We start from the raw sequence: 25,462 nt of genomic DNA, 5'->3' as shown, positions 1-25,462 counted from the left end.
CATTCGACGAGTCCGATCGCCAAGGTATCGATCGAACCCGCGGGCTCAAGGGAGTCGCGCAGATGCACCGCCTGCAGCGCGGCTTCAAGCGTTGGTGTGAAGACCTGCTGCTGCGGATCGCTGGCACGCCGCAGCGCAGCGGAAAGCGCCGGGTCGCGCTCGGCCTCTTCGAGCAGCGCTTTCTGGTCGCCTTCGCCCAGCAGGTCGAGCGCGCGGATGCGCGACGCCGCGGGCAGGAGCGGGAAGACGTTTCGCCAAAGGCCTCGGGCCTGCAAGCCGGCCGACTCGGGCGCGTCCCAAAAACCCTCGAGCAGCGCGTTGGCCAGCGCGCCGTGGGTTGCGCAGGCTTGACGTTTCGCTTTGGCCGATGCGGGCTGGGCCCGGCGCAGGCTGGCGACAACGCCGTCCACTCTTGTTTGCCAGCCCTTCGCGTCGCCATCCTGCGGGTGCCAGGTCAAGACCAGGCGCTGCAGCGGCTCCCACACCGCGATGGCCGTGGCCACGCTGATGAGCGAGCGGCAATGCGGGCATGCCACGTCGTGCAGCGTGCGCTGAACAATCTGCGCGCGGCGCTGCGGTTGCAGCTGCAAATCAATCGCCTGCGGCAATCTCGCATGCAGGGCCTGGCCGCATTGCGGGCAGGCCATTTCTAGCACGAGCGCCGTAGGCAGCGGCTCGCCGGGCTTCATGCCAACCACTGCCACAGCTTGGCGTGGACCTCGGTCGACTGAAAGTAGTTGACGTGATTCGTTTGTGCGCCCGTGATGCGCAGCGACTCGACGGCCTTCGGCCCAGGCAGATGGCAGCCGTCGGTCGGCACCACCATGTCGTTGTCGGCAGCGAAGAAGGCATCCACGGCCGCGTCAGACACCTTGGCGCCGACCCGCTTAACGAAGCCCAAAGCGGTGTTGGCCGCGGGCTCGTAGTTGGCGCCGATAGTGAACCAGCGCGTGTCGCCGACGCTGCGGCCGGCGAGACTGCGCACCGCGTCGCCTTCGGGGTCCATCGCCGCCAAACCGGGCAGGCCACGCGCCACGCCGCTGCCGATGATCTTCACCAGGCACAGCAGGCCTTCGAGCACGACCGTGGTCACGCTGTCGGGCAGCGTGGTCAAGCAGTTGGTGTGGGCATCGAGAAACACGGTCCAGCGTTTTGCGTCGGCCAGCGGCGTGCCCAGGTTGGGCGCACCCACCTGGCAGACGCGGGCCACGCTCGGCGCCTGCCCTGCGGCGGCGCGCGTGGCGAGCTCGCGCGCCACGAGCCCGCCGCGGCTGTGACAGACGATGTCGATGGGCCCGCCCAAGGCGGCGGCAGCGGGCAACTGCTGCTGCAGCCAATCGATGTTGTCTTGCGGGCTCGCTGATAGGGACGGATGCGCCAGTGCCAGCACACGGCCGGCGTAGCGCGCGGCGATCGCGTCGAAGGCCGAGCTGTCGACCCAACCCGCAAAGCCGACCTGGGGCGTGCTGAAGGTGCCGTGGATCAAGAGCAGCGTCGGCCCCGCTTTCCATTCTTTCCAGCGCGGCTGCGCCAGGCTGCCGGCTGCGCCCACCTGCCACAAACCGTTCGGGCGTTTGTCGCCTTCCCAGTGGGCGGCGATGGCCTGCGCGGCAACGCCGATCAAAGGCGCGGTGGCCCAGGCGATCACGCGCACCAGGCTGCGCATCACGCTCGTCACCAGCCCGCGCGAGCCGTCGCCCTTGGGACCTGTGGGGGCCGGAGGAGGCAGGTCGAAGGCGGCCTGCTGCGCGGTCGAACCGGCGGCGGGGAAGAGCCAGGTCGAGCGGCCGGCTTCGTCGGTGTGCAGCACGGCGTAGTCGCGCCCGGCCTGCGTCGCCACGGCCAGGCGCGGGGGGGCGGCCGGGCTGCTTCGCGCGCCCTTGGCGGGTGCTGCCACGGCGGGCGGCTTCAGCGCCAGACGCAGACGCGAGACGACCACCGCGTCCGCCGCCAACGCAGCTTCGGCCAGCGGCAGCGTGTCGCCGCCAACGCCGCGCGCGCCGGCGCTGCCGGCCTCCACCTGCACGGCAGTACCGGTGTAGCCCGGCGCGAGCAGGCTGATGCCGCCGGTGCCCAGCTTCTCAGCTCGGTGCAGCCCCTGGATGCGGGTTTCCTTGGCCATGGTGGGCTCCTTGTGACGACGTTCAGCGCGGCCGTTCAAGGCGCAGCCGCGGGTGACCGTAGAACAGGTAAGCCCACGGCGTGATGCTGCCGCCGGACACGGTTTGCGAGCGCAGCAGGCGCAGCGCTTCGCCAACTTCTTCGCCACCCGCACGCAGGGTCAGCTCGTAGAACTGCTTGGCCGTTTCGCAGGCCGCTTCGTCCTTCACTTCCCACAGCGGCGCGATGAAACCGCTCACGCCGCCGCGCACCAGCGCTCCGGGAAAGCCGGCCATGCGGCCGAGCTCTGCGCCGCCGGTGCCGACCTGGCAGGCGTTCAAGAACACCATGGCAAAGCGCGGCGTCTCGCCGGTGTCGCAATCGCCCGCCAACCGGTTGGGTGTGAGCACCGCGCCATCGCCCAGCACCAGGCCCTGGGCGTTGGCCGTGGCGTCGCTGTAGCCGTGCAGCGCGATGTGCGCCAGGTGGCCGCTCTGGCGAGGCTCTTGGTCGAGCCACTTGTCGACCGCGGTGGCGTTGGCTTCGACAGGGTCGGCGCCGTAGCTGCGCCGCATCAGCTCACGCTCTTCGATTGCGTACTTCAAGGTTTCGAGGTTGGTGTCCGACCCGTACTGGCTGGCTGCCACCGCGCTGACATGCGCCACGTGCAACCTGCACACCGGTCCGCTCGAACCCACGCCTTTCCACCAGCGCCCAATGAGCGCGCGCTCGCCCAGAAAAGCCGCCTTCGCGGTGCCAGTGACTTTCGGCGCCAGCAAGGCCAGCTCCCAGGGCACGAAGGCCTGGTCGGTGAGCAGCAGGATCGTCGGCGTGCCCGCGCGCAGCGCCGGGGCAAGCACGTCTTCGATGATCTTTTTCGGCATGGCCGCGGCTATGGTGCGCGCGATACCGCGCAACTCATCGCGCGCGCCGTTGCCCTCGTCGCCGTAGCGCCCGCGCAGGTTGGCCAGCTCTTTGGCGAACTGCGCCGGGTCGTCCATGCGGACACGGAACGGACCGTGCTGCTTGGCCGATGCCGACACATAGGCGCGCCAGGAAACGAAGCCAGGCTTTTCGTTCTCTACCCACAAGAAGATGTCGGCTGGCGCCAGCCCGTCGGCATCGGCCAGCGGGCGGACGACCGCCACGCCAGCGTCGATCTGCACCGGTTTCGGCGCCGCCGCTGCGCCTTCCACCGCCAGCGGCTTGACGATGGCGCCGACGAGCTTGTTGCGAAACAGGTAGTTCGCGCGCAGCACGACCTTGTGCACGCCCGCGGGAACTTCGGCGCTGTAGCGGTGCTCGTCGGCGAGGTCGAGTGCCAACTCGGCGAACGAAGGCTCGACGATCTTCGCGCCCTCGGCGCTGACCATCACGAGCAGCGTCTCGCCGGCATGCGCGTCGGCGATGCTGATGCGCTTTTGCTCGTCGGCATCGGCGTCGGGGGTGTCTGAAAACCCGACCGTGAAGAACGCGGTGGCTTTGGCGCGAACGGAGCCTTCCACGGTGATGCGCGGGTGGGCAATGAAGGGGTCAGCTGGCGGTTCCGCCCCGGCCGCCTCGGCCACCGGCGTCGGGGAAACGGGTTTCGCGGGTGGCTTCGCGCGCTTGGGCTGCGGCGTGACGGCGCCCCGCGCACCGCCACCGCTGCCGAAAACAGGCGGCTTGGCATGCGAGCGTTTCGGCACGAACGGCGGCAGCGCAGCAGCGCGCCATCCGCCCGCATCCAGCGCGCCCTCGTCGAAGACGCCAAGCACGTTGTCGCCGCGCATCAGCAGCGAAAGTTCGGGCCAGTCTTGCGGCTTGACCAGGTCGGCTTCGATGACCGCCACGCGCGGCGCGTGGCTCATCTCTTCCAAGAGCAGCTGGCCCACGCGGCGCTGCAAGTTCGAATCCAGCTTCACGCCAGCCACCGCCAACGGGTCTGCCGGCACCGTGACGTTGAGAATGCCGAAGGCGATGAACGAGCGCAGCAAGCCGGGTTGCAGAGCGAGCAGGCGGGCCCAGGCTTCGCTGGCCTCGGGCCCGGCGCAGAACTGAGCAATGACGTCGGCGGTCAGCCCGCGCCGCAGAAGCATCGGCGCGTATTCACCGGGGTGCGGCTTGGCGATGCCAACGAAGTAGTTGGCATCAGTTCGCGCGAAAGCGCCAAGCAGCTCACCCCCGCTCGGTGACGGGCCCATAAGCTGGAAGCCGCTGTCAAGCAAGTTTAGGTCGATGGCCATTCGCAACCCTCCGGCCGCCTCATTTTGCGCCACAGGGTGGGCGTCGCGACCCGTTTGACACAGCGGTCTACCCGTGCCAGGTACAGCCAGTCAGAAAGTCGAGATGCTGTTCGCACATCTCAAACGCATCCTCAAGCTGGATCGGCTGCGCCTGAGAGGGCTGACCGGCGCGCATGATGAGTTCCTGTTGGCCGCGCAGCTCAGAACCTGCGAAAGATGGCAAAGAGATTATTCGAAGGGCAACAAAATACGGCCGCGATGCCGGCCTAAAGAGGCCGCCTAACCTCGCGACGGCATCGATCACCGCTCGCCTCTCGTCAACGCCATCGCGTCATCAAGAACTGCGCTTTAAAACCTCGTGAGCAAACCGAGTTCTTCAACGGAATAGGCCACAAGCCGTCTTTGGTGACCGGCAGCTTCAAGGTCGATCACTCAGCCTGATCTCGGCGTCTGCCAAAATTCGGCCTATGCTTGAGCAGCACCCGGCCATGCCCGCTCCGCCTTTTGGCCCGAGCGACGAGACGTTAAGCATTAGGGATGCCGCGCTGGACTCAATCTCCCAGGGCGTGCTGATCTCGGACAAGGACGAGACCATCGTCTACGCCAACGACGCGTTCTTTCGCCTCAGCGGATACGAGCGAATCGAAGTCGTCGGGCGGAACTGCCGCATGCTGCAGGGGCCGTTGACCGACGCGAAGACGGTGGCCGAGATGCGCGCAGCGATCGATTCAGCCGTCGAATTCCGCGGCGAAGTGCTCAACTATCGCAAGGACGGCAGCGTGTTCTGGAACGAGCTGTCGATCTCGCCGGTGCGCGACCATGCCGGCAGCCTGACGCACTTCATCGGCAGCATGTTCGACGTGTCGGAGCGCGTGCGCAACGAGCAGGCCGTGCGGCAGAGCGAGCAGCGCGTGCAACTCGCGCTGCTCGGCGGCGACCTGGGCCTGTGGGACTGGCGCTTCCACGACGGGGCGCTCGGCGTCAACGCGCGCTGGATGGAGATGCTCGGCCTCGACCCACAAGGCCCGCCGCTGACAGTCGAGTCGTGGGGTAGCCGGGTCCACCCCGACGACTTACCCACGCTCGACCGGCTCGTCCGCGACGTCATTCTGAACCCGGCCGGCACCAGCTTCTCAGCCGAGGTCCGTGCGCGGCATGCCGACGGACGCTGGATCTGGATCCTCGACCAGGGTGCAGTCACCGAGCGCGGCGCCGACGGCAGCCCGCTGCGCGTGACCGGTACTCACCTGGACATCACCGGCCGCAAGAATGCCGAGGCTTCGCTGCGCGAGAGCCTGGCGTTCAGCGCCGCAGTGCTCGATTCGCTCGGCGAGCACATTGCCGTGCTCGATGGGCGCGGCGTGATCGTGGCGGTCAACGAGGCCTGGCGGCGCTTCGGGCGTGCAAACGGTGGCAACGCCGCGGTGGTCGACGCCGTAGGGATCGACTACCTCGCGATCTGCGACGCGTCGATTGGCACTCCGCTCGGTGACGAGGCGGACGAGACGCTTGCCGGCATCCGCGCCGTACTGGACGGCCGCACCGAGACCTTTCATCTCGAGTACCCCTGCCACAGTCCCACCAAGCAGCACTGGTTCCGCGTCAGCGTCGTGCCGATGCGGGGTTTGTTGCGGGGCGCCGTCGTCAGCCACACCAACATCACCGAGCGCAAGCGCGCCGAGGAACGCTTTCGACTCGTCGTCGAGGCGGCGCCCAACGCGATGCTGCTGGTCGACCAGGATAGAAGGATCACGCTGGTCAATCGCAAGACAGAACATCTCTTCGGCTATGACCGCCACGATCTCGTGGGCCAACCCGTCGAATGCTTGGTGCCTGAAGGCTTCCGGGGTCGGCATCCATCGCACGTGCATGACTTTTTCGGAAATCCAAGGGCGCGCGCTATGGGCGCGGGACGAGAGCTGTTCGGACGCCGCAAGGATCTGACGGAGGTCCCGATCGAAATCGGCCTCAATCCTCTGGAAACGATAGACGGCACGTTCACGCTGGCATCCGTTATCGACATCACCGAGCGCAAACAAGCTGAAGCAGCGCTGCGCGCCAGCGAGTCACAGTACCGCCAGCTCTTCGACAGCAATCCGCAACCGATGTGGGTCTTCGATGTCCAGACCTTGGCCTTCCTCGCAGTCAACCCGGCCGCCGTGGCGCAGTACGGATACAGCCGCGACGAGTTCCTTGCCATGACGGTGGCCGACATCCGTACATTTGAAGATGCGGTGCGAGTGCGAAACTACATCGCCGAGCGGCATCTCGGGCCGCGCCGCTCGGTCCGCTGGACCCACCGGCGCAAGGACGGCAGCTCGATCTCGGTGGACGTTGTCTCGGACCCGCTGGACTATGGGCAACGGCCAGCCCGCCTGGTGCTGGCGATGGACGTTACAGAGCGGGAACGGGCGGAGGCCGCAAAGACGCGCCTCAATGAAGAGCTTGAAGGCTATCGCGATCACCTGGAGGGACTCGTCGAGGTGCGAACGGCCGAACTGACCGCAGCGCGCCAGCAAGCCGACGACGCCAACCGCGCCAAGAGCGCTTTCCTGGCCAACATGAGCCATGAGATCCGTACGCCGTTGAATGCGATCGTCGGCCTGAACTACCTCATCCGACAGGGCGATATCACGGCCGAACAGTCGGCGCGCCTGGACAAGATCGACAGCGCGGGGCAGCACCTGCTGTCCATCATCAACGATGTGCTGGACCTGTCCAAGATCGAGGCCGGGCGGGTGCAAATCGAGGCCACTGACTTCCACCTGTCGGCCATTCTCGACAACGTCCAGTCCATCGTGGCGGACGCTGCACGTGCCAAGGGCTTGGAAATTCTCGTCGACAGCAACGCCGTGCCCATGTGGTTGCGCGGCGACCCGACACGACTGCGACAAGCCTTGCTGAACTTTGCCAGCAATGCCGTCAAGTTCACCGAGCGCGGTCAGATCAGCCTGCGGGCCAAATTGTTGAGCGATGAAGGCGGAGAGTTGCTTGTCCGCTTTGAGGTCGAGGACACCGGCATCGGGATGACGCCGGAACAGCTGCCGCGGCTGTTCCAGGCCTTCGAGCAGGCGGACGAGTCGATCACGCGCAAGTTCGGCGGCACGGGACTCGGATTGGCGATCAGCCAGCGACTGGCGCGCCTGATGGGTGGCGAGTGCGGCGTCGAGAGCACCGCCGGCATCGGCAGCACCTTCTGGTTCACGGCGCATCTGCAGCGCGGCCATGGCGTGACGCCCAGCGGGACTTCAACCGTTGTTGCAGGCGCGGATGTGCAGTTGCGTGAACGCCATCGTGGCCGGCGCATCCTGCTGGCCGAAGACAACGAGGTCAATCTCGAAGTCGCCTTGGCGATGCTGCACGGAGTCGGCCTGCATGTCGACACCGCGGCCGATGGCCGCGAGGCCCTGACCCTGGCACAGGCCGGTGCCTACGACCTGGTGCTGATGGACATGCAGATGCCCGACATAGGTGGCCTCGAGGCAACGCGCGCCATTCGTGCGCTGCCGGGCTGGCAGGACTGCCCGATCGTGGCCCTGACGGCCAATGCCTTCGACGAGGACAGGCGCGCCTGCGCCGCCGCGGGAATGAACGACTTCATGTCCAAGCCGATGGATGCGTCCGCGTTGTACGCCTGTCTGTTGCGCTGGCCGGATGACGTTGCCCGTGCGGGCCCAGCATCGCAGCCCAGCCCGATTCGCCGATGAATACCGATTGTGGGGGGAAGCATTCATGACCAACGCGCCATTCGGCGACTGCGCAAGCGCCGAGTTGCACCGGGCTGACCACATCCAGTCCTACGGCGCACTGGTGGTCATCGACAAGCACTCGCAGTTGATCTGCGCCTGCTCGGCGAATATCCACGCCTTCGGCGGCAAACCGCCGGCAGAGTTGCTTGGCGCGTCCTGGAGCGCTCTCTTTACGGCGGCTCAGCTGCCCAGCCTGTTCGCGCCCATCGATGAGCCCGGCAGCGACATGCCGCATTTGCATGAAACAGCCCTCGGCAACCGCGCGGTTCTGCTCAGCCAGCACTCGATGAACGAGGTGACACTGGTCGAGATCGAGCCTCTCGACGCCGCAGCATCGTCGCAAGCCCAAGACAAGACCTTGCGTTCGGCCGCCTTCGAAAGGGCCGACTATCTGAACGCTCTGTCCGCCAGCACGACCGCCGAAAGCGCGGCGAAACTGCTGATGACCACCGTGGCGCGCATCACGCAGTTCGATCGCGTGATGCTGTACCGCTTCCTGCCGGAATGGCACGGCGAGGTCATCGCCGAGACGCTTCAGTCCGGCGTCCCGGGCTTTCTCGGCCTGCGCTTCCCGGCCACCGATCTGCCGGAAAACGCCCGGCGCCTCTACCTGCGCAACGGCCAGCGGCTGATCGTGGACGCCTACAGCGAGGCCGTACCTGTGTTGACGGCTGCCGGCTGCCCGCCGATCGACTTCACTTTCTCCAGCCTCCGCGCCGTCCACCCGGTCCACATCCAGTACCTGAAGAACATCGGCGCACCGGCCTCGTTCAGCGTGTCGATCGTCGTCGCCAGCCATCTGTGGGGGCTTATTGCCTGCCACCACCTGGCACCGCGCAAGGTGGCGTTGCCGCAACGCCTCCTGTGCGAGGAGTTGGCACGCATCGGGTCGATCCACATGTCGGACATGGCAGCGATGCAGATCGAAGGCGCGCGCGCGGCCTATCGCGAGGCGCGGGCGGAGGTGCGCGGCACGCTGCGAACACTCGACCCGCGCATCGACTCGATCAATTCCCAGCTGACCCCGATTCGCAAGATGTTCGGCGCGCAGGGCATCTGGGCCCATCTCGACGGCCGGGACACCTACGGCGGTGACGTCCCCGACGACGTGAGTCTGAGCGTACTGAAGAACCGGCTCGAAACGTTCGATCGGTTCGGCATTGCGCACAGCGACCGAATCGACCCCTCGCTCGCCAAGTACAGGCCTCTGGTGCGCTTTTCCAGCGGCCTGCTGTTCCTGCCACTAGTCGATCAGGACTTCGTGCTGCTGATGCGCTCGGAGCAGATCGAGCAGGTGAGCTGGGCCGGCAAGCCGCAAGCCCTGGATGACGGGCCGCTCGACGTGCAAGGGCTGTCGCCGCGGGCGTCGTTCCAGCGCTGGGCGCAGGACGTCGAGGGCGTGGCCGAACCCTGGCAGGACGTCGACATCGAAGCCGCGACGAAGCTGCGCGAGATGCTGATCGAGCTCATCGAGCGGGTGCAGTTGGAGAGCCTGGCACTGTACGACCCGCTCACCGGGGTGGCCAACCGCAACCAGTTCGAGCGCAAGCTGAGGGAAGCCATCCTTTCGAGCGTGCGCAACGACAACCTTGCCGCTGTGTACATGCTCGACCTGGACCGGTTCAAGGCGGTCAACGACAGCATGGGACATGCAGCAGGCGACGAGTTGCTGGTCGAGGTGTCCCGGCGCCTGAAGGGCATTGTGCGCGACCGGGACGTGGTGGCGCGGCTCGGCGGCGACGAGTTCGCAATCGTCCAGTTCCAGTTGGAGCGGATAGAGGACGCCGACCTCGTGGCCGGCCGCATCCTGCAGGCGATTCGCCGACCGTTCCATATTCGTGGCCAGGACGTCGAAATCGGCGTCAGCATCGGCATTGCATTCTGTCCCTTTCACTTTGCCGAGGAAGACCAGTTGCTCCAGGGGGCTGATCTGGCGCTCTACCAGGCCAAGCATGGCGGCCGAAATGCCTTCAAGGTGTTCAGCAACGACATGCTTTCCGAGAAGGAGCAGAAGGAGTCGGTGCGGATGGCGCTGGAGCATGCGTTGGAGGGCGACGGCTTCTCGTTTGTCTACCAACCGATCGTCGCCGGCAAGACGCGTGTTCTGCAATCCTTCGAGGCCTTTGCGCGCTGGCAGCACCCGGACCGGGGCGAAATCTGCGCGGCCGAATTCATGCCGCTGATCGAGCAGTACCAGCTCGCGGCCCGGTTTGCGCAGTGGGGCATCCGGGAGGCGGTCAAGCAGGCGAAGCAGTGGCAGCGCCTGGGCCTGGCGCTGGTACCCGTGAGCGTGAACATGACGACCCGCCAGTTCCTCGGCCTCGATCTCGTCGGGTTGTGTTCAGCGCTGGCGAAGGAGTTCAACATTAGTCTGGAATGGCTTCGCCTCGATCTGGAGGACGCGGCGCTCCTGACCGATTTCCAGCGCGTGACGGAAAAGATGTCAGCCCTCGCAGGCCTCAATGTGCTGACCAACATCGACCACTTCGGACAGGCCCCAATCGTGCTCAAGCGCTTGCTCGGCCTGCGCATCAACCAATTGAAGGTGCCCGGGCAAATCTTCGACAAAATCGACGGTACGCGCCGGAACGCTGCCCTGGCACCCGTCATCAGATCGATCGGCAAAGTGCTGCGTGTGCCGGTGGTCGCGACCCAGATCGAAACCGCGACCATGGAGGCGCAAGCCGTCAAAGCCGGCATCGAGTTGCTGCAAGGCTATTCGATCAGCCGCTGCTTGGTGCCGGCTGATGCCGAAGCATGGCTGCGCATCAACGCGGGGGAGCGCCTTAGGGCTTCATCCGCATGATCGCTTCCACGTCGGTGGCCACTGCGAATGACCTGCGGCAGCAATTGCGCGACGGCACCGCGTCGTTGCATCGCAGGCTCGAGAGCGCGCTCGACATGCTGACACCGCCGTTGCAACGCGGACACTATCTGCGTCTGCTGCAGCGCTTTCATGGCTTCCACGCGCTTTGGGAGCCGAGCCTCACGGCATGGCTTGCGCCCGACTTTCGCGCTCATCGCTGCAAGTTGCCGTTGCTGCGTCAGGATCTGCTGGCATTGGGAATGGTCGACGCGGCCATCGATGCGCTGCCTGTCTGTCGGAACGCCACGGCGCTGTCCAGCACTCGTGAGGCCGCACTCGGTGCTCTCTACGTCATCGAGGGCTCGACGCTGGGCGGCAAGATGATCAGCAGCCATCTGCTGGGTGCGGCCTGGTGCCCACAGGCGGGATTGCGATACTTCAATCCGTACGGCAATGAGACGGGGCGGCGATGGAGCGAAACGCTGCGCTGCTTGTCCGAGGCCGCGCCCAGCGCCTCGCCGGCGATCCTACTCGGAGCGCAGCAGACCTTCGGCCTCTTGCAAGTCTGGCTGACTGGGATTTGACCATTCCGACAACGGCGAAGCCGCCGTGCCAGCCGACCGGCCGCCCACTCATCGCATGCGCGCCGGTCGAGCGCCACTGTTGAGCGCCGGTCTCGAGGGACGATAGTCTGCATCGGGGTTGTCAATCTCGAGCTTGCTGGGTCAGCTCCGGGTCGTTCAGCAACCGTCATGCGGTGGAGAAGCTGCCGTTCAAGGAGTCTTCGCGGCTCGCGTCGGCTGTGAAGGCGTTGAGCCGGCGCCTCTTCCCGGCCCTCTGCCGCCGCTGGTGACCGGCGGCTTTCCGGCATCTCGCCGGTCCCACGTTGATGCGCAATTCAGGGATCCTGGCGCGTCGGCAGGTTGCCCATGGACCTTCAGCCGGGCAGCAGACACATCGTCAACAGGATCGAAGTGTCAGTGACAGCGTGAAGGGCGTCCGGCTCGCGCGCTGTAGGGTGCACCAGGTCTCCTGGTCCCCATCATCCGGGTGCGCGACGGTGTGCCGAGCTCGAAACAGCCCTCAATGCCCTGCAACGTAATCTCGCCAGGAGCCGCATGCTCCGGAAGGTCGCCGCCTGCGCGTAAGACGATGCGCACCAACTCGAGCTGGGCGCGCGGCGTCTTCGTCGACCACGGCCTGCTGCGCCTGAACGAAGGCCCCATGGTGATGGAGATGTTCGCCGGGCGGGCTGCACGCGAAGGTGATCGCGGTCGCCGCCAGCGCCAGTTCCTGAGCGCGCTGGCCGGGGTGTCGGATCCCCAGGCCAAGCGCAAGATAATCGGCCGCGAGTCGTGGGCTTCGAGCAGGTGGCGAAAGCGCAGGATGGTGCTCTCATCGGGCAGGCGGCTCATCGCCACATCCAAGCCAGCAAACTCTCGGTACAGCGGCACGTCGTGCAGCGCTTCTTCCATCGCCGGGTCCGACAGGCCGAACCACTGCTGCAGGTAGTGGATGCGCAGCATGGCCTCGATGGCAAAGGGCGGGCGGCCGGTCTTGGCCCGCGGCGCATGCGGCTCCACCACAGCCACCAGCGCGGCCCACGGCACCACCCGGTTCATCTCGTCCAAGAACTCGCGCTTGCGCGTCTTCTTCGTCGACAGGTTCAGCCCCAGGCCGAGTTGCTTCATGGTGCTGCTCACGCGTCTGGCAATCATGGCTTCAGCTCATGCAAGGCGCGGGCCTGTTTTGCAGGATTCCTTTAGTTCAGATTTCATGCAGGCTACTGGAGCGGACTTGGCAGACTCCAGCGCAGCCGCTCGCGCAGTTGGCCCAGGATTTTCGGCGCTCGAAAGGGAGTGCCATTGGGGGTGCCCGACAGCGCGGTCACGGCGACGTGTATTCCCTTGGTAGGCGATTTGCAATCGACACGGCGCTGTGGGACTGGGCACTCGACGACCGCATCAGCGGCCGCACGGTGTATCAGCGTCGAATCGGTAGACTCTTTGCGGTGACATCAGCACAAATCGCTGCGTCCTCGCGACACTGGGGGCCCCTGCCTCGGAGCCGAAGCGCATGACGCGCGTCTACCTGGTCGACGACCATGTGATGCTGCGCGACGGCATCCGCTCGGTGCTCGAATCAGCCGGCCACCAAGTGGTGGGCGAGAGCGCCGATCTGACCACCGCCCTTGGCGAGTTGCTGCGTTTGAGCCCCGAGGTGTTGCTGCTCGATCTCAACCTCGGCCAGCGCTCGGGGCTCGAACTCCTGGTCGAGTTGCAGCGCCGCAACCTCCCGGTGCGCTGCATCGTGATGACGATGTCGGCACAGCCGGCCCACGTTTCCGAGGCCCTGCGACTGGGCGCCAACGGCTACGTGCTCAAGGGCTCGCCGGCGAGCGAACTGCTGGCCGCCATCGACGCAGTCATGTCGGGGCGACGCTATCTGGGCCACGAGGTCGCAGAAATTGCTGTGCGGGCGCTGACAGCCGGCTCGGGCGACGACGCCCTGGGTTCGTTATCCCCACGCGAGCGACAGATCGTCGCCATGGTGGTCGCGGGCCAGTCGAGCGCGGCGATCGGTGAGCAGCTGCACCTGTCACCGAAGACGGTCGACACCTACCGCAGCCGGCTCATGGCCAAGATCGGGATCGCCGACGTGCCGGCCCTCGTGCGCTGGGCCATCCGCAACGGCCTCATCGACGCCGACCAGCGCTGAGCGGCTGGACTTTGAGTCTGCGATCCCAATGATCGCTTGACTGTCCAGACATCCCGACAGACAGCCGCAGGGACGGTGGCTACAGTGAATTTCCATGGGCGCTTTCGAGCACGCGCCCTTGAATTGCCCCGTCGCCGCAGCCGCGGCCGTTGGTCAGACCCTGCCCGCCACGCTGAACCCGGCACCGTCGATGAACCTGCAAAAGCACCCGGCGGCCCGCACGCCGGAAAGCGTCGATATGCGTTCGCTCGCGGCCGATGCACGCTACCTGCGCCGGCTGCAGGTGATCGGCCTGCGCGACGCTGGCAGAACCTATGACGAGATCGCATCGCAAACCGGGTTGAGCCGCACAGGCGTGTTCGACATCTGCAAGCGCCATGGCACGGCGGGGCCGGGAGCCTTGCACGACGCCCCCAACAGCCGCAAGACCGGCGACGGCCGAGCGCTCGACCCCGCCGAGGAACGTATGCTGCGCCGCCTGCTGGCCGACAACACGCCCGACGAGCTGTCGCTGCCCGGCCTGCTGTGGACACCGGCCGGGGTGGCCGCGCTGATTGCCCGGCGCCGGGGCAAGGCACTGTCGCGCCGCACCGTCGCCAAGTATCTGACGCGGTGGGGCTATGTTCTTCACCGGCGTGCCAGGCAGCCCGATGGGCTCGCTGCGCAGGGTCTGCGGCGCTGGCTCGACCAGGTCCATCCGGCCATCGAGGCGCGGGCCCGGCTCGAGGGCGCGGAGATTCACTGGGTCCACGGCGCAGCGCTGCAACGCGACGAAGACGGGATGTCGCCCGCCGGTCAGCAGGGCACCGTGGTGTCGACCGTCACCAAGCAGGGTCACCGGCACTGGATGACGCTGCCGGGTGCCCTCGACGCGCCCCACTGCATCGACTTCTTGCGCCGGCTGGCAGAGCTCAGAAGCGGCAAGCTGTTTCTCGTCGTCTTTGCGCCGTTGCGCCTGCCCGCCGACGATGCTCAGGTCGTGTCCGAATGGCTGGCGGAGCACGACGAACGCATCGAAGTGTTCCGCCTGCCACGTGGCCGCACCGCTAAGCCGCCGTCTTCAGCGACCGGCGCTTTTCCAGAAACCCTTCAGCAAGTCGAGCCCCATCGATGACGGGTTGGCGTCGGTGCGTTGCGAGGCCTGCTGCCAGTCTCCCGTCGTCAAAGCCAGCAGATTCGAACGCGACGGTTGCGCCAGTCCCATGTGCCAGCCTTCGAAAGCGCGGCTGTCGACCGGAGCGTTCATCAACTCGATGATGTTGCGGTGTTTGCGGCTCGCGAGGATGCGGGTGTAGGTGCCGTGCACGGCATCGTCGGCGCCTTCGAAGCACTGCATGAAGTTGCCATCGGCATAGAGCAGCACGCCGGTGACGCCGCTGGCCAGGTTGAACTTCCTGGCCTCGGTGATCAGCGACTCGAGGCTCTCCGCCGTGACACCGCCGGTGGCGGTGCTGACGTAGACGACTGAACGTAGGGCAGACATGGGTGAGATTCCTCGGGGCCGGTGGTCTTGATGTCTTCGTCAGCGCGACAGCAGTGCCCGCATCCTGGGGATGAAGGCGTCGAAGTCGAGCGGTTTGATCCAGTAGTCGTCGGCGCCGGCCACCAGCGCAGCGGCGACGTCCTCGGCCATCGCGCTGGCCGACAGCCCAATGATGGTCAGCTCGGCGGTTGCGGGGCTGCCGCGCAGCGCGCGCAGCACGTCCAGGCCGGTGCCGTCGGTCAGGCTCATGTCCAGCAGCGTGATCTGCGGCCGCACACGTGAGGCGAGCGCAATCGCCTCGGCAACGCTTTCGGCCCCGAGCAGGCGCACGTCGGGCCAGCGCTGCAGCACCTGCTCGACGAGCAGATAGTTGACCGGGTTGTCCTCGACGTACAGCACCAGCCCGCTGGGCTTCGGGTCGTCCTCACTCGCCGTCGCTTCAGGGCTCGTCGGCCGCCTCGCCGATGCGCCGCCGACTCCGCTCGGCAGCGAGATGCGTGCCTGGGTGCCCCCGAGGCTGCTGTCGACGACGATCTCGCCACCCATCAGGTGCACCAACTGACGGGTCAGGAACAGTCCGATGCCCGTACCCTCGACCGGACTGCTTTCGCGTCCGAGGCGGTTGAAGGGCTCGAACAGGTGCTCGAGTTGCAGCCCCGACATGCCGAGACCGTTGTCGGCCACGGTCAGCACGAGCCTTCCGTCGCGCTGCTCGAGATCGACCCAGACTTCGCCACCGGGCCGGTTGTACTTGATGGCATTCGATAGCAGGTTCAGAACCACCTGGCGTAGCCGCAAGGCGTCGCCCGTGACGGTGTCCGCACAAGCATCGCGGTAGCGCGTGTGGACACTGACCTGCAGCAGATCGGCGCGCTCCTTGAGCATGTCGAGCGCTTCGTCGACCACGCTTGCCAGCGACACGCTCTCTGCCCTGACGTCGATCCTGCCCTCTTCGATCTTGGCCACATCGAGCACGTCGTTGATGAGCTCCAGCAAGTGCCGGCCGCCTCGGCGAATCTGGTCGACCTGGTCACGCTGGCGCACCGTCAGCGGGTCCGCACCGGCGTGCCCCAACAGCTGCGCGAAACCGAGCACGGCGTTCAGCGGCGTTCGCAGTTCGTGGCTCATGCGCGACAGGAAAGCGGTCTTGGTGCGGCTCGTGGCCTCGGCCTGCAACTGTGCCTTGTGCGCTTCCTGCGCGCGCTTGAGTTCGGTGACGTCTCGGATCACTGCCGTCATCAGGATCGTGCTGCCTGCGCCCATCTTCGAGATCGAGGCTTCGATCGGGAACTCTTCGCCGTTGGCCCGCACGGCCGTCAACGCGTGCAGCAAGCCGCCTATGCGGCGCACGCTGGCGCCGGTGCGCGCGAAGTTGGCAACATGTTCGCCGTGCGCGATGTGCGCCGGCGCCGGGATGAAGCGCTCCAGCCGCTCGCCCTGCGCCTCGGCCGCCGAGATGCCGAACATCACGGTGGCTGCGCTGTTGAAGACCCGGATGCGCTGATCGGCGTCGACCGAGATGATGGCGTCCATCGCCGTCTCGACGATGCCCGAAAGTTGCAGTTCACGCTCGTGCAGCGCCCGACCTGCATCCAGCTGCCGAATGTCGGCTTGTCGCACCACCACCAGGTGCGACAGCCGACCATTCCAGATCACGGTCTCGCTGTCGAGCGGCCCGTCGATCAGCCCAGCATGGTCTGCATCGTGCGCCGCTTCCGCCGCCGTGGGCCTACCCTGCAGGCGGCACAGTGCCGACTGAGTGAAGGTTTCGTGCGCCGGCCGCTGCAACTGCACCGGGTGGCGGTTGGCGCGCAGCGCCAGCGCGGCCGCGTTGGCGGCGACCAGTTGCAGCGTCTCGCTGTCGATCACGAAGGTCGGTTGGCTGCCACGCATCAGCAGCGGCAGCGGCTGGCCCGGCGCCACGACAAACTGAGCCGGAGCGGCCGCCATATCTGCCGCCGCACCGTCCGGCGCGCGGCCCACGCTGCCCGCGCGGCGCCCCGCGCGCAGACGCGGCGAGACGATGCTCGGGTCAGCCGAGCTTGCGGCGGGCGGATTGGCGACGGTATCAATGAACATCGGGCCTTTCGGTACTGCGGCAAGCCTTGGAGAGGCGGAGTCCATCTTCGGGGATCGTCCGGCCGCGGCGTGTAGGGAAAGGTCGACGACCCGCGTCGGGAGACTGCGTCGCCGCGCCCCGGCAGGGGCGGCGCGGCGACAATGCGCGCGATGTTCGCCCCGTCCAATCTGGCGCTGCGCTTCACGATCGTCCCGGCGCTGGTGATGCTGCTGCTGGTCGGCCTGCTGTACTTGGCGTTCGGGCAGTTGGTGACCCGGGAACTGCGAGCCCAGAGCAGCTTGCGCATCGAGCAACGGGTCTTGCTGCTGGCCGACCGCCTGTCTGCCGCGGTGGCCGTGCGTATCAACGAGGTCGAACTGTTGGCCCGCTCGGCGGCCCTGGCCGACCCGCGGGACCCACGCCAGGTCGATGCGATGCGCGCCGAGCTCGAGTGGCTGCGGGCCAAGGGCAACGCCTACGTCTGGATCGGTGTTGCCGCGCTCGACGGTACGGTGCTGGCCGGCACCGAGCACTGGCTCGAAGGGCAGTCCATCGCCGGGCGCCCGGTGTTCGAAGGTGGCCGGTCGCGGGTCGTATTTGCCGACTTCCACCCGCCGGTGGCGCTGCGGCCCTGGTTGGGTGCCACCGGTGCCGACGATGTCGCTGACATCGGTGTGCCGGTGCGCGACGCCGCCGGCAAGGTCGTCGCGGTGATGACCGCGCATCTGAGCACAGGCTGGCTCGCCGGTATCGGTGCGAGAACGGTCACCAACACCGAGACCGAAAGCCTGGGACTGGATGCTTTCATCCTGGCCGGAGGCGGGCGGCCGTTGCGCGAAGCGCCGCCGTTCGGGGTGACGGCGCCGGCTGCAGCGCCGTTCTGGGCCACCGGTTCCGACGGCCGCGACTACCTCGCGGTGGTGCGCGATGTGCCTCTGCCTGCCGCGGCAGGTGGGCTGCGCTGGCGCGTGGTGGTGAGCCAGGACGCGGCATTGGCCGCTGCGGCCGTGCGGCAGTTCGAGCAGACGCTGTTGGCCTTCTCGCTGGCCGCGGTGCTGGCCTGCGGGGCGCTGGGGCTGTTCGCCGCGCGACACGCCACCAACCCCTACCGCCGCCTGTTCGATGCGGTCCAGGCCCGCTTCAAGGCGGCGGGCGACCGCGGCGACCGCGTCGCGCTGCCCCATGGGGCCTATCTTGATGCTCTGGGCGACGAGTTGCTGCGCAACCAGGCAACGGAACACGGGCCCGATGAGGCGCTCTTCTTGCGGCTGGCCACCGACGCCCGGCAGTTCAAGCGGGTCATCGACCACCTGCCGACGGGCGTGGCCATCTCGTCCGCCGATTTTCGGGTCGAGTACCTGAGCAAGGCCTGCACGCGCATGCTCGGCTGGACCACAGAACGGGTGCGCGGCCGGCGCACGAGCGAGTTCCTGTGCGACCCCGCCGATGCGGCGGGCTTCAGCGCGCAGTTCGAGTCGACGACCTCGACCCCTGGCGAACTGGTGACTCGCTTCTCGGCCTTGTGCGCCGACGGCACGCGACTGCCAGTGCAGTGGCAGATGGTGCCGCTGTTCGACCGCCACGAGCGCTTCGACGGCGTCATCGCGCTGGTGCAGGACATCAGCGGAGAAGCCGTGGAGCGGCGGCGTGCCAACCAACTGGCGCGCCAGCTGAGCGTGTTCGCCGACGCCGCGGCCGACTACGCTTTGATCATGCTCGACGCGCGCGGCGCATTCGTTTCGTGGAGCCGCGGCGCCGAAAGGCTCACCGGCCGGGCCACCGCCGACGCGCTGAAATCCGACTTGGCCAGCTTGTTTGGTGGCGTTGACCGGGCCCAGGGCATGCCGGCGCAGTTGCTGCAAGCCGCACGCGATGAGAAGCAGCGCGGCATCGAACACTGGATGCTGCGTGTCGACGGAACAGGCTTCTTTGCTGAAGGCACTCTGTACAGCCTGTCAGGCGTTGGCGACGAGCCCGGTTTCGCGCTGGTGCTCAGCGACCGCACGCGCGACCGCGAAGCGGCGCAGCGCATCGCCGAGAGCGAGGCCCGGCTGGCCGCCGTCATCGCCGGCGCCAGCGACGCCATCGTCAGCACCGATGTCCACGGCGCGGTCGTGCTCTTCAACCCCGCGGCCGAGCGCCTCTTCGGCGTTGCCTCGCAGGCCATGTTCGGCCAGTCGCTCGACCGGCTGATTCCTGGCCACGCGCGGGAGGCGCACGGGCAGTACCTCGGGCACTTCGCGGCCTCGCGCGTCAGCCGCCGGGCCATGGCGGCGGGCAAGGTGCAGGGCGTTCGTGCCGACGGCGAACTGGTCGAACTCGAAGCGTCGATCTCGCAGGCCAGCGTCGGCGGCCGCACGGTGCTGACCGCGATCCTGCGCGACATCACCGAGCGCTCGCAAGCCGAGCAGGCCCTGGCGGACTACCAGTTGGAGCTCGCCGGCCTGACGCAGCGGCTGCTGGCGCAGGAGAAGGAGACGACGCGCAAGCTGGCACAGACCCTGCACGACGACCTTGGGCAGACGCTGGCTGCGCTGCGACTGATCTTCGACGTCGGCCCCGCCATGGCGCAGAGCGCTGGCGGCAGCGCGGCCTGGTTCGACCGCATCGACCGCCTCGTCACCGATGCCAACAAGCAGGTGCGGCGGGTCCTCACCGTGCTGCGGCCGCCGTTGCTTGATGAACAGGGCCTCATCGCAGCCCTGGATAACGAACTCGACCAACACGGCCTCGCCCAGGACCACGTGCAGCTGGTGCTTGATGCGGGGTCGCTGCCGGCCGAAGCACGTTGGCCGCCCGATGTCGAGTACGCCGCATTCATGGTCGCGCGAGAGGGCATCAACAACGCGCTGCGCCATGCGGCGCCCAAGCGCGTCCTGGTCGCGCTTGCGGGCGACTTGCAGCATCTGGTGCTGAGCGTCAGCGACGACGGCCGCGGGCTGGCGCGCATCGAGCATGTCGTGCGGCCCGGCCACCTGGGGATGGTGGGCATGCGCGAACGCGCACTCGCCATCGGCGCGACTCTCGAGATCCACTCGTCGCCCGAGGCGGGAACGACCGTCACGCTGCGCTGGACGCCCACCGACACGCCAAGCGGTTGAAAGTCACGCGCCGGCGCCCGGGTCGAGAACCCCCGGCGCCGCGCGTCAAGACGCCCCTACAGACGCCTGCCAGGGCGTTGCCTACATTGCGCCAGCATTGTTAACGGCCGTGCGCCAAGCCTTCACGGAGGTCCGGCGCGACCGCCCGATTCAAGTTCGACCCGCCCGCCGTTCAGGCGCGTTGGGCCGCTCATCTTCCGATCGCGTCAGCCCGCGAAGAACTGAAATACGCAGCACTTGGCCTCGGTCCACAAATGCTGCAACAGCGATGGTGCCGCCAAGCTGTTTTGACGCCCACAGGTGTGTGCGTCATGGACCCGATCAAGCAACCTCTGGAGCAACAATGTCCCTCGTCCGCAAGGCCTCTACGGCCACCCCGCAAGCCCTGCAGGCAGTCGCCGCCGGCGTCTCGAAGAATGTGTCCCGCGACGCCGATGTGCAGCGCAAGCGCGCACGCACGCTGGCCAAGCAGCAGCAAGCCTCCGAGCGTGTCTCGGCGGCCGCCACCCAGTTGTCCTCGGGCATCAACGAGGCCGCCTCGGCCGCCGAAGAACTCAAGCGCGCCGCGGCGCAAATCGCCACCGGCGCCGAAGAGGCTTCGGGTGCGGCGCAAGAATCGCTGGCCGCCATCACCCAGGTCTCGGCCTCGATCACACGCCAGATGGCCGCGGTGACGCAGGCCCAACGCACCGCCGAAGGCATTCAGACGCTCGCCGGCGAAGTCAATGGCCAGGTCGGCTCGACCGTCGGCAATGTCAAGCAGGCCGCGTTGCGGCAGGCAGAGTCGGTGAAGATGATGACCGAGCTCGAACGCCAGGCCGCCAGCATCGGCGACATCGTCAAGGCCGTGGCCCGCATCGCCGACCAGACCAACCTGCTGGCGCTGAACGCCGCCATCGAAGCCGCGCGTGCCGGCAAACACGGCAAGGGCTTTGCCGTCGTCGCCGACGAAGTGCGCACGCTGGCCGAGACCTCGGAGAAGAGCGCCAAGCAGATCCAGGATCTCATCGGCCAGATCCAGGGCGAAGTCAAGGTCATCGCCGAAGGCATCAACCAGGGCGCCGAAGCGGTGCAGGCCGAAGTCGAAAAGAGCGTGCTGATCTTGAAGCAGCTCGACCAGATCCGCACCGACGCCGCCGAGATCGTGAAGGGGGCGGCCGACATCGCGACCGCCGCATCGCAAAGCAACGTCGCGTCGCAGCAGGCCCTGCTGGGCGCCGAGCAGATCGCCGCGGCCTCGACCCAGCAGTCGTCGGCCTGCGAAGAAGCCAACAAGACCGTCACCGAGCAGACCACCGCCTTGTCGCAGTGCGAACAGACGGCGGCTGGCTTGTCGGAAATCGCCGACGAGCTGAAAAATTCCACCGACATCGCCAAGAGCGCCGAAGAGGTGGCCAGCTCGGCCGAAGAACTCTCCAGCGCCGTGCAGGAGATCAACCGTTCGGCGGCGCAGATCCTGGTTGCGCTGGACGAGATCCGCAAGGGCGCGCAGACGCAGGCTGCGGCCAGCGCGGAATCGGCCGCCGCGGTGACCCAGATCGAACGCGGTGCCCAGATCGCCGAAGAGCGTGCGGCTCAGGGCAACGAGCGCGCCACCGCGATCCGCGCCCTGATGGGCGAGAACAAGCAGAACATCGACAGCCTGATCGGCGGCATTTCCTCCAACGTCAGCAGCACGCAGACCAGCATCACGCAGGTCAAGGAGCTGGAACTGGTGTCGCGCAAGATCGACAAGATCGTGGATGCCATCACGCAGGTTTCGATCCAGACCAACATGCTCGCGGTCAACGGCAGCATCGAAGCGGCGCGCGCCGGTGACTTCGGCAAGGGCTTCGTCGTCGTCGCCACCGACATCCGCAACCTGGCGCACGACTCGGCCGAAAACGCCGACCGCATCAAGGACATGGTCAAGGCGATCCAAGACCAGATTGGCCTCGTCGGCCGTGACCTGAATGGCATCGTCGCCTCGGCGCTGACCGAGGTCGAGAAGGCCAAGCTCATCACCACCAGCCTGAACAAGATCGAGGTCGATGTGGCGGAGGTGCAGAAGGGCAACCAGGACGCCGTGGCCGCTGCGCAGGAAATCGCTGCCGCCGTGAGCCAGGTGAAGGTCGGCGTCGAGCAGGTCTCCACCGCCGCTGCCGAGGCCGAGAAGGCCGCCGAGCAGGCCGCATCCGCCGCCAAGCAGCAGTCGCAGGGCGCCGAGGAACTGTCGGCGGCGATCGAAGAGATCGCCTCGCTGGCCGACGAACTGCAAAGCGCGTGAACGCCGTCCTCTCCACGCCAGCCCATCCAGGAGGACTGCCATGAGCAAAGCCTTGTCGACGACCCCGGCCAACAACCCCGAACTCCGCCCGGACGATGTGGCCGATGTCGAGACCAACCACCACAACCAATACGTCACCTTCGCCGTGGCCGGCGAGATGTTCGCGGTGCCGATCGCGCCGGTGCAGGAGATCATCCGCATGCCGGAGGTCTCTCATCTGCCCCTGGCGCCGAGCACGCTCGACGGCCTGGCCAACCTGCGCGGACGCGTGCTGCCGATCATCAACCTGCGCCGCCTCTTCGGCTGCACCGAGCGCGACAGTGACGACGCCACGCGCGCGCTCGTCATCCACATCGGCCAGCCGCTCGGCTTCGTGGTCGACCGCGTCGCCAGCGTGGTGACCATCGAGCCGGGCGAAGTCGAGTCCTCCGACAGCATCCAGAGCATCGTGAAGGCCGACTACCTGACCGGCGTCATCAAGCATCCGCGTGCGGATGGCAGCGGCCACGACATGCTGCTGTCGATCGACTTCGCGCGCCTGGTCGAGGCCCAGTTCGGCGCCCTCGCCGTGGCCCGCAGCGACGCCACCACCACCCTGGCGGGCAGCGTGGAAACGGGCTGCTCGGTCAACGCCACCGAAGCCGAAGACGGCACCGGCGGTGGTGAACTGCGCCTGGTCTCGTTCTCGGTCGCCGAGCAGGAATACGCGCTCGACATCGCCGAGGTACAGGAGATCGTGCAACTGCCCGAGAGCGTCAGCGAACTCCCCAACACTCCCGGCCATGTGATGGGCGTGATCTCGCTGCGCCAGCGCCTGCTGCCGCTCGTGAGCCTGCGCAGCCTGTTCGGGCTGCCGCGCCAGCCTTACAGCGAGCAGCAGCGCATCGTGGTCACGACGTTGCCGGGCGGGCTGCACGTCGGTCTCGTCACCGATTCGGTCAAGGAGGTGCTGAGCGTCCCGCGCGCGCAGGCCGACCCGATGCCGGGCATGTTGTCGAGCTCGGGGCAGATGCAGGAGTTCTCGTCGATCTGCCGACTCGACGGCGGCAAGCGCCTGGTGTCGATCATCGCCACCGACCGGCTGCTGCAGATGCCGGCCATCGAACAGGCGCTGGATCTGGCGCGCGGCGCCGGTGGTGGCCAAAGCGGAGACAGCATGAACAAAGCCGATACGCCCGACGACAGCGGTGAAGACAGCGTCGAGAGCAGCAGCGACGACGACGCACAGGTCGTGATCTTCCGCCTCGGCGCCGAGGAGTTCGGCGTGCCGATCATGAGTGTGCAGGAGATCGTGCGCGTTCCGGAAGCGCTGACGCGCGTGCCCAAGACCCCGGGCTTCGTCGAAGGCGTGATCAACCTGCGCGGCACGGTGCTGCCGGTGATCGACCAGCGCAGCCGCCTCGGCCTGCCGCTGATCGAGCGCAACGAGCGCCAGCGCATCATGGTCTACCTGCTGGGCGGCAAGCGCACCGGCTTCATCGTCGATTCGGTGGCCGAAGTGCTGCGCATTCCGCGCGCCCACATCGTTTCAGCGCCGGCGATGTCGCAGGAGCAGAGCCAGCTCATCAGCAAGGTCGCCAAGCTCGACGGTGACAAGCGCCTGGTGATGCTGATCGAGCCCGAGCACTTGCTGCAGGGCCGCGAGGTGCTGGCCCTGGACCGCATCGGTGGCGAACCGCTGCCGCCGGCGCCCGAGCCGCAGGTCTTCGCCAAGGCGGCGTAGATGAACGCCACCGCAACGCCATCGACGTCTGCAGCCAAGGAACCTTGACATGAAGAAAGTTCTGGTCGTCGACGACTCGGCGCTCATGCGCAAGCTCATCACCGGCGTGCTGGTGGAGGGCGGCTACGAGGTGCGCAGCGCGCGCAACGGGGCCGAGGGCGTCGAGATGGTGGTGTCGTGGCAGCCCGACGTGGTGACGCTTGACATCAACATGCCCGAGATGGACGGGCTGACCGCGCTGTCGCTGATCATGGCGGCGCGGCCGACGCCGGTGATCATGGTCTCGTCGCTGACCGAGAAGGGCGCACTCGCGACCTTCGAGGCGCTGGCGCTGGGCGCGGTCGACTTCATTCCCAAGCCCGGCGGCACGATCTCGTTGCACGTCGACGACATCAAGCTGATCCTGCTCGACAAGGTGCGCTCGGCCTTGCGTGCACGAGTAGGGGCGCAACTCGGCTGGCCGCGCGCGGCGCCGGCGCGTTCGCAAACCGCCAAGCCGGCGGCGGCGCCGCTCGCGACGGGCATCCCGGGGCGCGCGAGTGCGCAGGTGCCCGGCTTGCTGCTGATAGGCGTGTCCACCGGTGGGCCGCGCACGCTGGAAGACATCCTGCCCAAGCTGCCCGCCAACTTTCCGTGGCCGGTGCTGGTGGCACAACACATGCCGGCGAACTTCACTGACACCTTCGCGCGCCGCATGGACGGGCTGTGTGCGCTCAAGGTGGTCGAGGCTGCGGGCCCGATGCCGCTGCAGGTGGGCCATGTCTACATCGGCCGCGGCGGCACGGACATCGTCGTCAGCGACCGTGCCGGCGTGCTGTACGTCGCGCCGCGGCCCGAGACACCCACCGTGCTCTGGCATCCCTCTGTCGAGGTGATGGTCGAGAGCGCGATGAAATTCATGTCGCCGCAGCGCCTGCTGGGCGTGATGCTGACCGGCATGGGCAACGACGGTGCGGCGGCGATGAAGCGGCTGCACGCCGCGGGCGGCCGCACGATCGCCGAATCGGCCGAGACCGCGGTCGTCTTCGGCATGCCGCACGAACTGATCGAGCTCGGCGGCGCCAGCCTGGTGCTGCCCTGCCACGCCATGGCGGCGCAACTGCGCAGCTGGCTGTCATGAGCGCCCCAAGGCCAGCCGCGGCCGGCCGTTCCCCGCGGGGATCAACCTACCGGACCCTTCCATGGCGCTGAAAAAGTCCACCGTTACTGCCCTGCTGCGCCCGGTCGAGTCG

General features: G+C 67.2%; 14 protein-coding genes and 4 pseudogenes. 12 read left to right on the top strand and 6 right to left on the bottom strand.

Features of this window, described 5'->3' with window-relative positions; all coding sequences use genetic code 11:
• From H0W38_RS01860 to H0W38_RS01850, 3 genes are all read right to left on the bottom strand, one after another.
• Window positions 1–689, bottom strand: a 689-nt coding sequence (locus H0W38_RS01860; protein WP_292450815.1) for a CpXC domain-containing protein, incomplete at its 3' end; no start/stop codon positions are given.
• Window positions 686–2,122, bottom strand: coding sequence for a triacylglycerol lipase (locus tag H0W38_RS01855; RefSeq protein WP_292450814.1), 1,437 nt, complete (start codon window positions 2,120–2,122; stop codon window positions 686–688). The genes H0W38_RS01860 and H0W38_RS01855, both read right to left, overlap by 4 nt.
• A gap of 22 nt (window positions 2,123–2,144) precedes the next feature.
• Window positions 2,145–4,325, bottom strand: coding sequence for a CHAT domain-containing protein (locus H0W38_RS01850; protein ID WP_292450813.1), 2,181 nt, complete (start codon window positions 4,323–4,325; stop codon window positions 2,145–2,147).
• Between the two features lie 91 nt (window positions 4,326–4,416).
• Here H0W38_RS01850 and H0W38_RS01845 point away from each other — a divergent pair.
• The 6 genes and pseudogenes from H0W38_RS01845 to H0W38_RS01820 all read left to right on the top strand — a co-directional run.
• A pseudogene (locus H0W38_RS01845) lies at window positions 4,417–4,595 on the top strand (transposase); the annotation flags it as partial.
• A 197-nt stretch (window positions 4,596–4,792) separates the two neighbouring features.
• Window positions 4,793–5,155, top strand: a pseudogene (locus tag H0W38_RS21990) (PAS domain-containing protein); the annotation flags it as partial.
• Between the two features lie 81 nt (window positions 5,156–5,236).
• Window positions 5,237–8,032 carry a PAS domain-containing hybrid sensor histidine kinase/response regulator gene (locus H0W38_RS01835; RefSeq protein ID WP_292450811.1) on the top strand — a complete coding sequence of 932 codons (2,796 nt, stop codon included), beginning with the start codon at window positions 5,237–5,239 and terminating at the stop codon, window positions 8,030–8,032.
• 25 nt (window positions 8,033–8,057) lie between these two features.
• Complete coding sequence (locus H0W38_RS01830; protein ID WP_292450810.1) at window positions 8,058–10,880, top strand: EAL domain-containing protein; 2,823 nt, start codon at window positions 8,058–8,060, stop codon at window positions 10,878–10,880.
• Window positions 10,877–11,464, top strand: coding sequence for a biliverdin-producing heme oxygenase (locus H0W38_RS01825; RefSeq protein WP_367161563.1), 588 nt, complete (start codon window positions 10,877–10,879; stop codon window positions 11,462–11,464). Before H0W38_RS01830 ends, H0W38_RS01825 begins: the two co-directional genes overlap by 4 nt.
• Before the next feature lie 598 nt (window positions 11,465–12,062).
• A pseudogene (locus H0W38_RS01820) lies at window positions 12,063–12,233 on the top strand (GMP synthase (glutamine-hydrolyzing)); the annotation flags it as partial.
• A 2-nt stretch (window positions 12,234–12,235) separates the two neighbouring features.
• Here the strand turns inward: H0W38_RS01820 and H0W38_RS01815 are convergent.
• Window positions 12,236–12,571 (bottom strand): annotated as a pseudogene (locus H0W38_RS01815) (transposase); the annotation flags it as partial.
• 385 nt (window positions 12,572–12,956) lie between these two features.
• On the opposite strand from H0W38_RS01815, the gene H0W38_RS01810 reads away from it, so the two are divergent.
• Together H0W38_RS01810 and H0W38_RS01805 are read left to right on the top strand one after the other, a co-directional pair.
• The gene (locus tag H0W38_RS01810) at window positions 12,957–13,598 is read left to right on the top strand and encodes a response regulator transcription factor (RefSeq protein ID WP_292450808.1); all 642 of its coding nucleotides are present in this window, start codon (window positions 12,957–12,959) and stop codon (window positions 13,596–13,598) included.
• 94 nt (window positions 13,599–13,692) lie between these two features.
• Window positions 13,693–14,712, top strand: coding sequence for a winged helix-turn-helix domain-containing protein (locus tag H0W38_RS01805; protein WP_292450807.1), 1,020 nt, complete (start codon window positions 13,693–13,695; stop codon window positions 14,710–14,712).
• On the opposite strand, the gene H0W38_RS01800 is transcribed toward H0W38_RS01805, so the two are convergent.
• A complete protein-coding gene (locus H0W38_RS01800) occupies window positions 14,659–15,081 on the bottom strand; it encodes a BLUF domain-containing protein (RefSeq protein WP_292450806.1) in 423 nt (140 codons plus the stop codon). The genes H0W38_RS01805 and H0W38_RS01800 overlap by 54 nt on opposite strands.
• A 39-nt stretch (window positions 15,082–15,120) precedes the next feature.
• Complete coding sequence (locus H0W38_RS01795; protein WP_292450805.1) at window positions 15,121–17,160, bottom strand: ATP-binding protein; 2,040 nt, start codon at window positions 17,158–17,160, stop codon at window positions 15,121–15,123.
• Between the two features lie 150 nt (window positions 17,161–17,310).
• Here H0W38_RS01795 and H0W38_RS01790 point away from each other — a divergent pair, with 150 nt between their 5' ends.
• From H0W38_RS01790 to cheB, 4 genes are all read left to right on the top strand, one after another.
• Window positions 17,311–20,241, top strand: a complete 2,931-nt coding sequence (locus H0W38_RS01790) for a PAS domain S-box protein (RefSeq protein WP_292450804.1) — start codon at window positions 17,311–17,313, stop codon at window positions 20,239–20,241.
• 343 nt (window positions 20,242–20,584) lie between these two features.
• A complete protein-coding gene (locus H0W38_RS01785) occupies window positions 20,585–22,507 on the top strand; it encodes a methyl-accepting chemotaxis protein (RefSeq protein WP_292450803.1) in 1,923 nt (640 codons plus the stop codon).
• Between the two features lie 40 nt (window positions 22,508–22,547).
• Window positions 22,548–24,230 carry a chemotaxis protein CheW gene (locus H0W38_RS01780; protein WP_292450802.1) on the top strand — a complete coding sequence of 561 codons (1,683 nt, stop codon included), beginning with the start codon at window positions 22,548–22,550 and terminating at the stop codon, window positions 24,228–24,230.
• Between the two features lie 49 nt (window positions 24,231–24,279).
• Entirely contained in the window at window positions 24,280–25,350 is a 1,071-nt protein-coding gene (gene cheB, locus H0W38_RS01775) for a chemotaxis-specific protein-glutamate methyltransferase CheB (RefSeq protein ID WP_292450801.1), read from the top strand.
• Window positions 25,351–25,462: the final 112 nt, after the last annotated feature.

It is taken from the genome of Methylibium sp., from assembly GCF_013817365.1.
In the GTDB taxonomy this organism is placed as follows: Bacteria; Pseudomonadota; Gammaproteobacteria; order Burkholderiales; family Burkholderiaceae_C; genus Methylibium.
The sequence above is the reverse complement of the archived record's forward strand: the minus strand, read 5'-3'. Positions and strand labels throughout refer to the sequence as shown.

Coding starts and splice junctions, on each gene's coding strand:
- H0W38_RS01780 (WP_292450802.1), top strand. CDS start 22,548: ATGAGCAAAGCCTTGTCGACGACCCCGGCCAACAACCCCGAACTCCGC.
- cheB (WP_292450801.1), top strand. CDS start 24,280: ATGAAGAAAGTTCTGGTCGTCGACGACTCGGCGCTCATGCGCAAGCTC.
- H0W38_RS01800 (WP_292450806.1), bottom strand. CDS start 15,081: ATGTCTGCCCTACGTTCAGTCGTCTACGTCAGCACCGCCACCGGCGGT.
- H0W38_RS01850 (WP_292450813.1), bottom strand. CDS start 4,325: ATGGCCATCGACCTAAACTTGCTTGACAGCGGCTTCCAGCTTATGGGC.
- H0W38_RS01810 (WP_292450808.1), top strand. CDS start 12,957: ATGACGCGCGTCTACCTGGTCGACGACCATGTGATGCTGCGCGACGGC.
- H0W38_RS01825 (WP_367161563.1), top strand. CDS start 10,877: ATGATCGCTTCCACGTCGGTGGCCACTGCGAATGACCTGCGGCAGCAA.
- H0W38_RS01790 (WP_292450804.1), top strand. CDS start 17,311: ATGTTCGCCCCGTCCAATCTGGCGCTGCGCTTCACGATCGTCCCGGCG.
- H0W38_RS01830 (WP_292450810.1), top strand. CDS start 8,058: ATGACCAACGCGCCATTCGGCGACTGCGCAAGCGCCGAGTTGCACCGG.
- H0W38_RS01785 (WP_292450803.1), top strand. CDS start 20,585: ATGTCCCTCGTCCGCAAGGCCTCTACGGCCACCCCGCAAGCCCTGCAG.
- H0W38_RS01795 (WP_292450805.1), bottom strand. CDS start 17,160: ATGTTCATTGATACCGTCGCCAATCCGCCCGCCGCAAGCTCGGCTGAC.
- H0W38_RS01805 (WP_292450807.1), top strand. CDS start 13,693: ATGGGCGCTTTCGAGCACGCGCCCTTGAATTGCCCCGTCGCCGCAGCC.
- H0W38_RS01855 (WP_292450814.1), bottom strand. CDS start 2,122: ATGGCCAAGGAAACCCGCATCCAGGGGCTGCACCGAGCTGAGAAGCTG.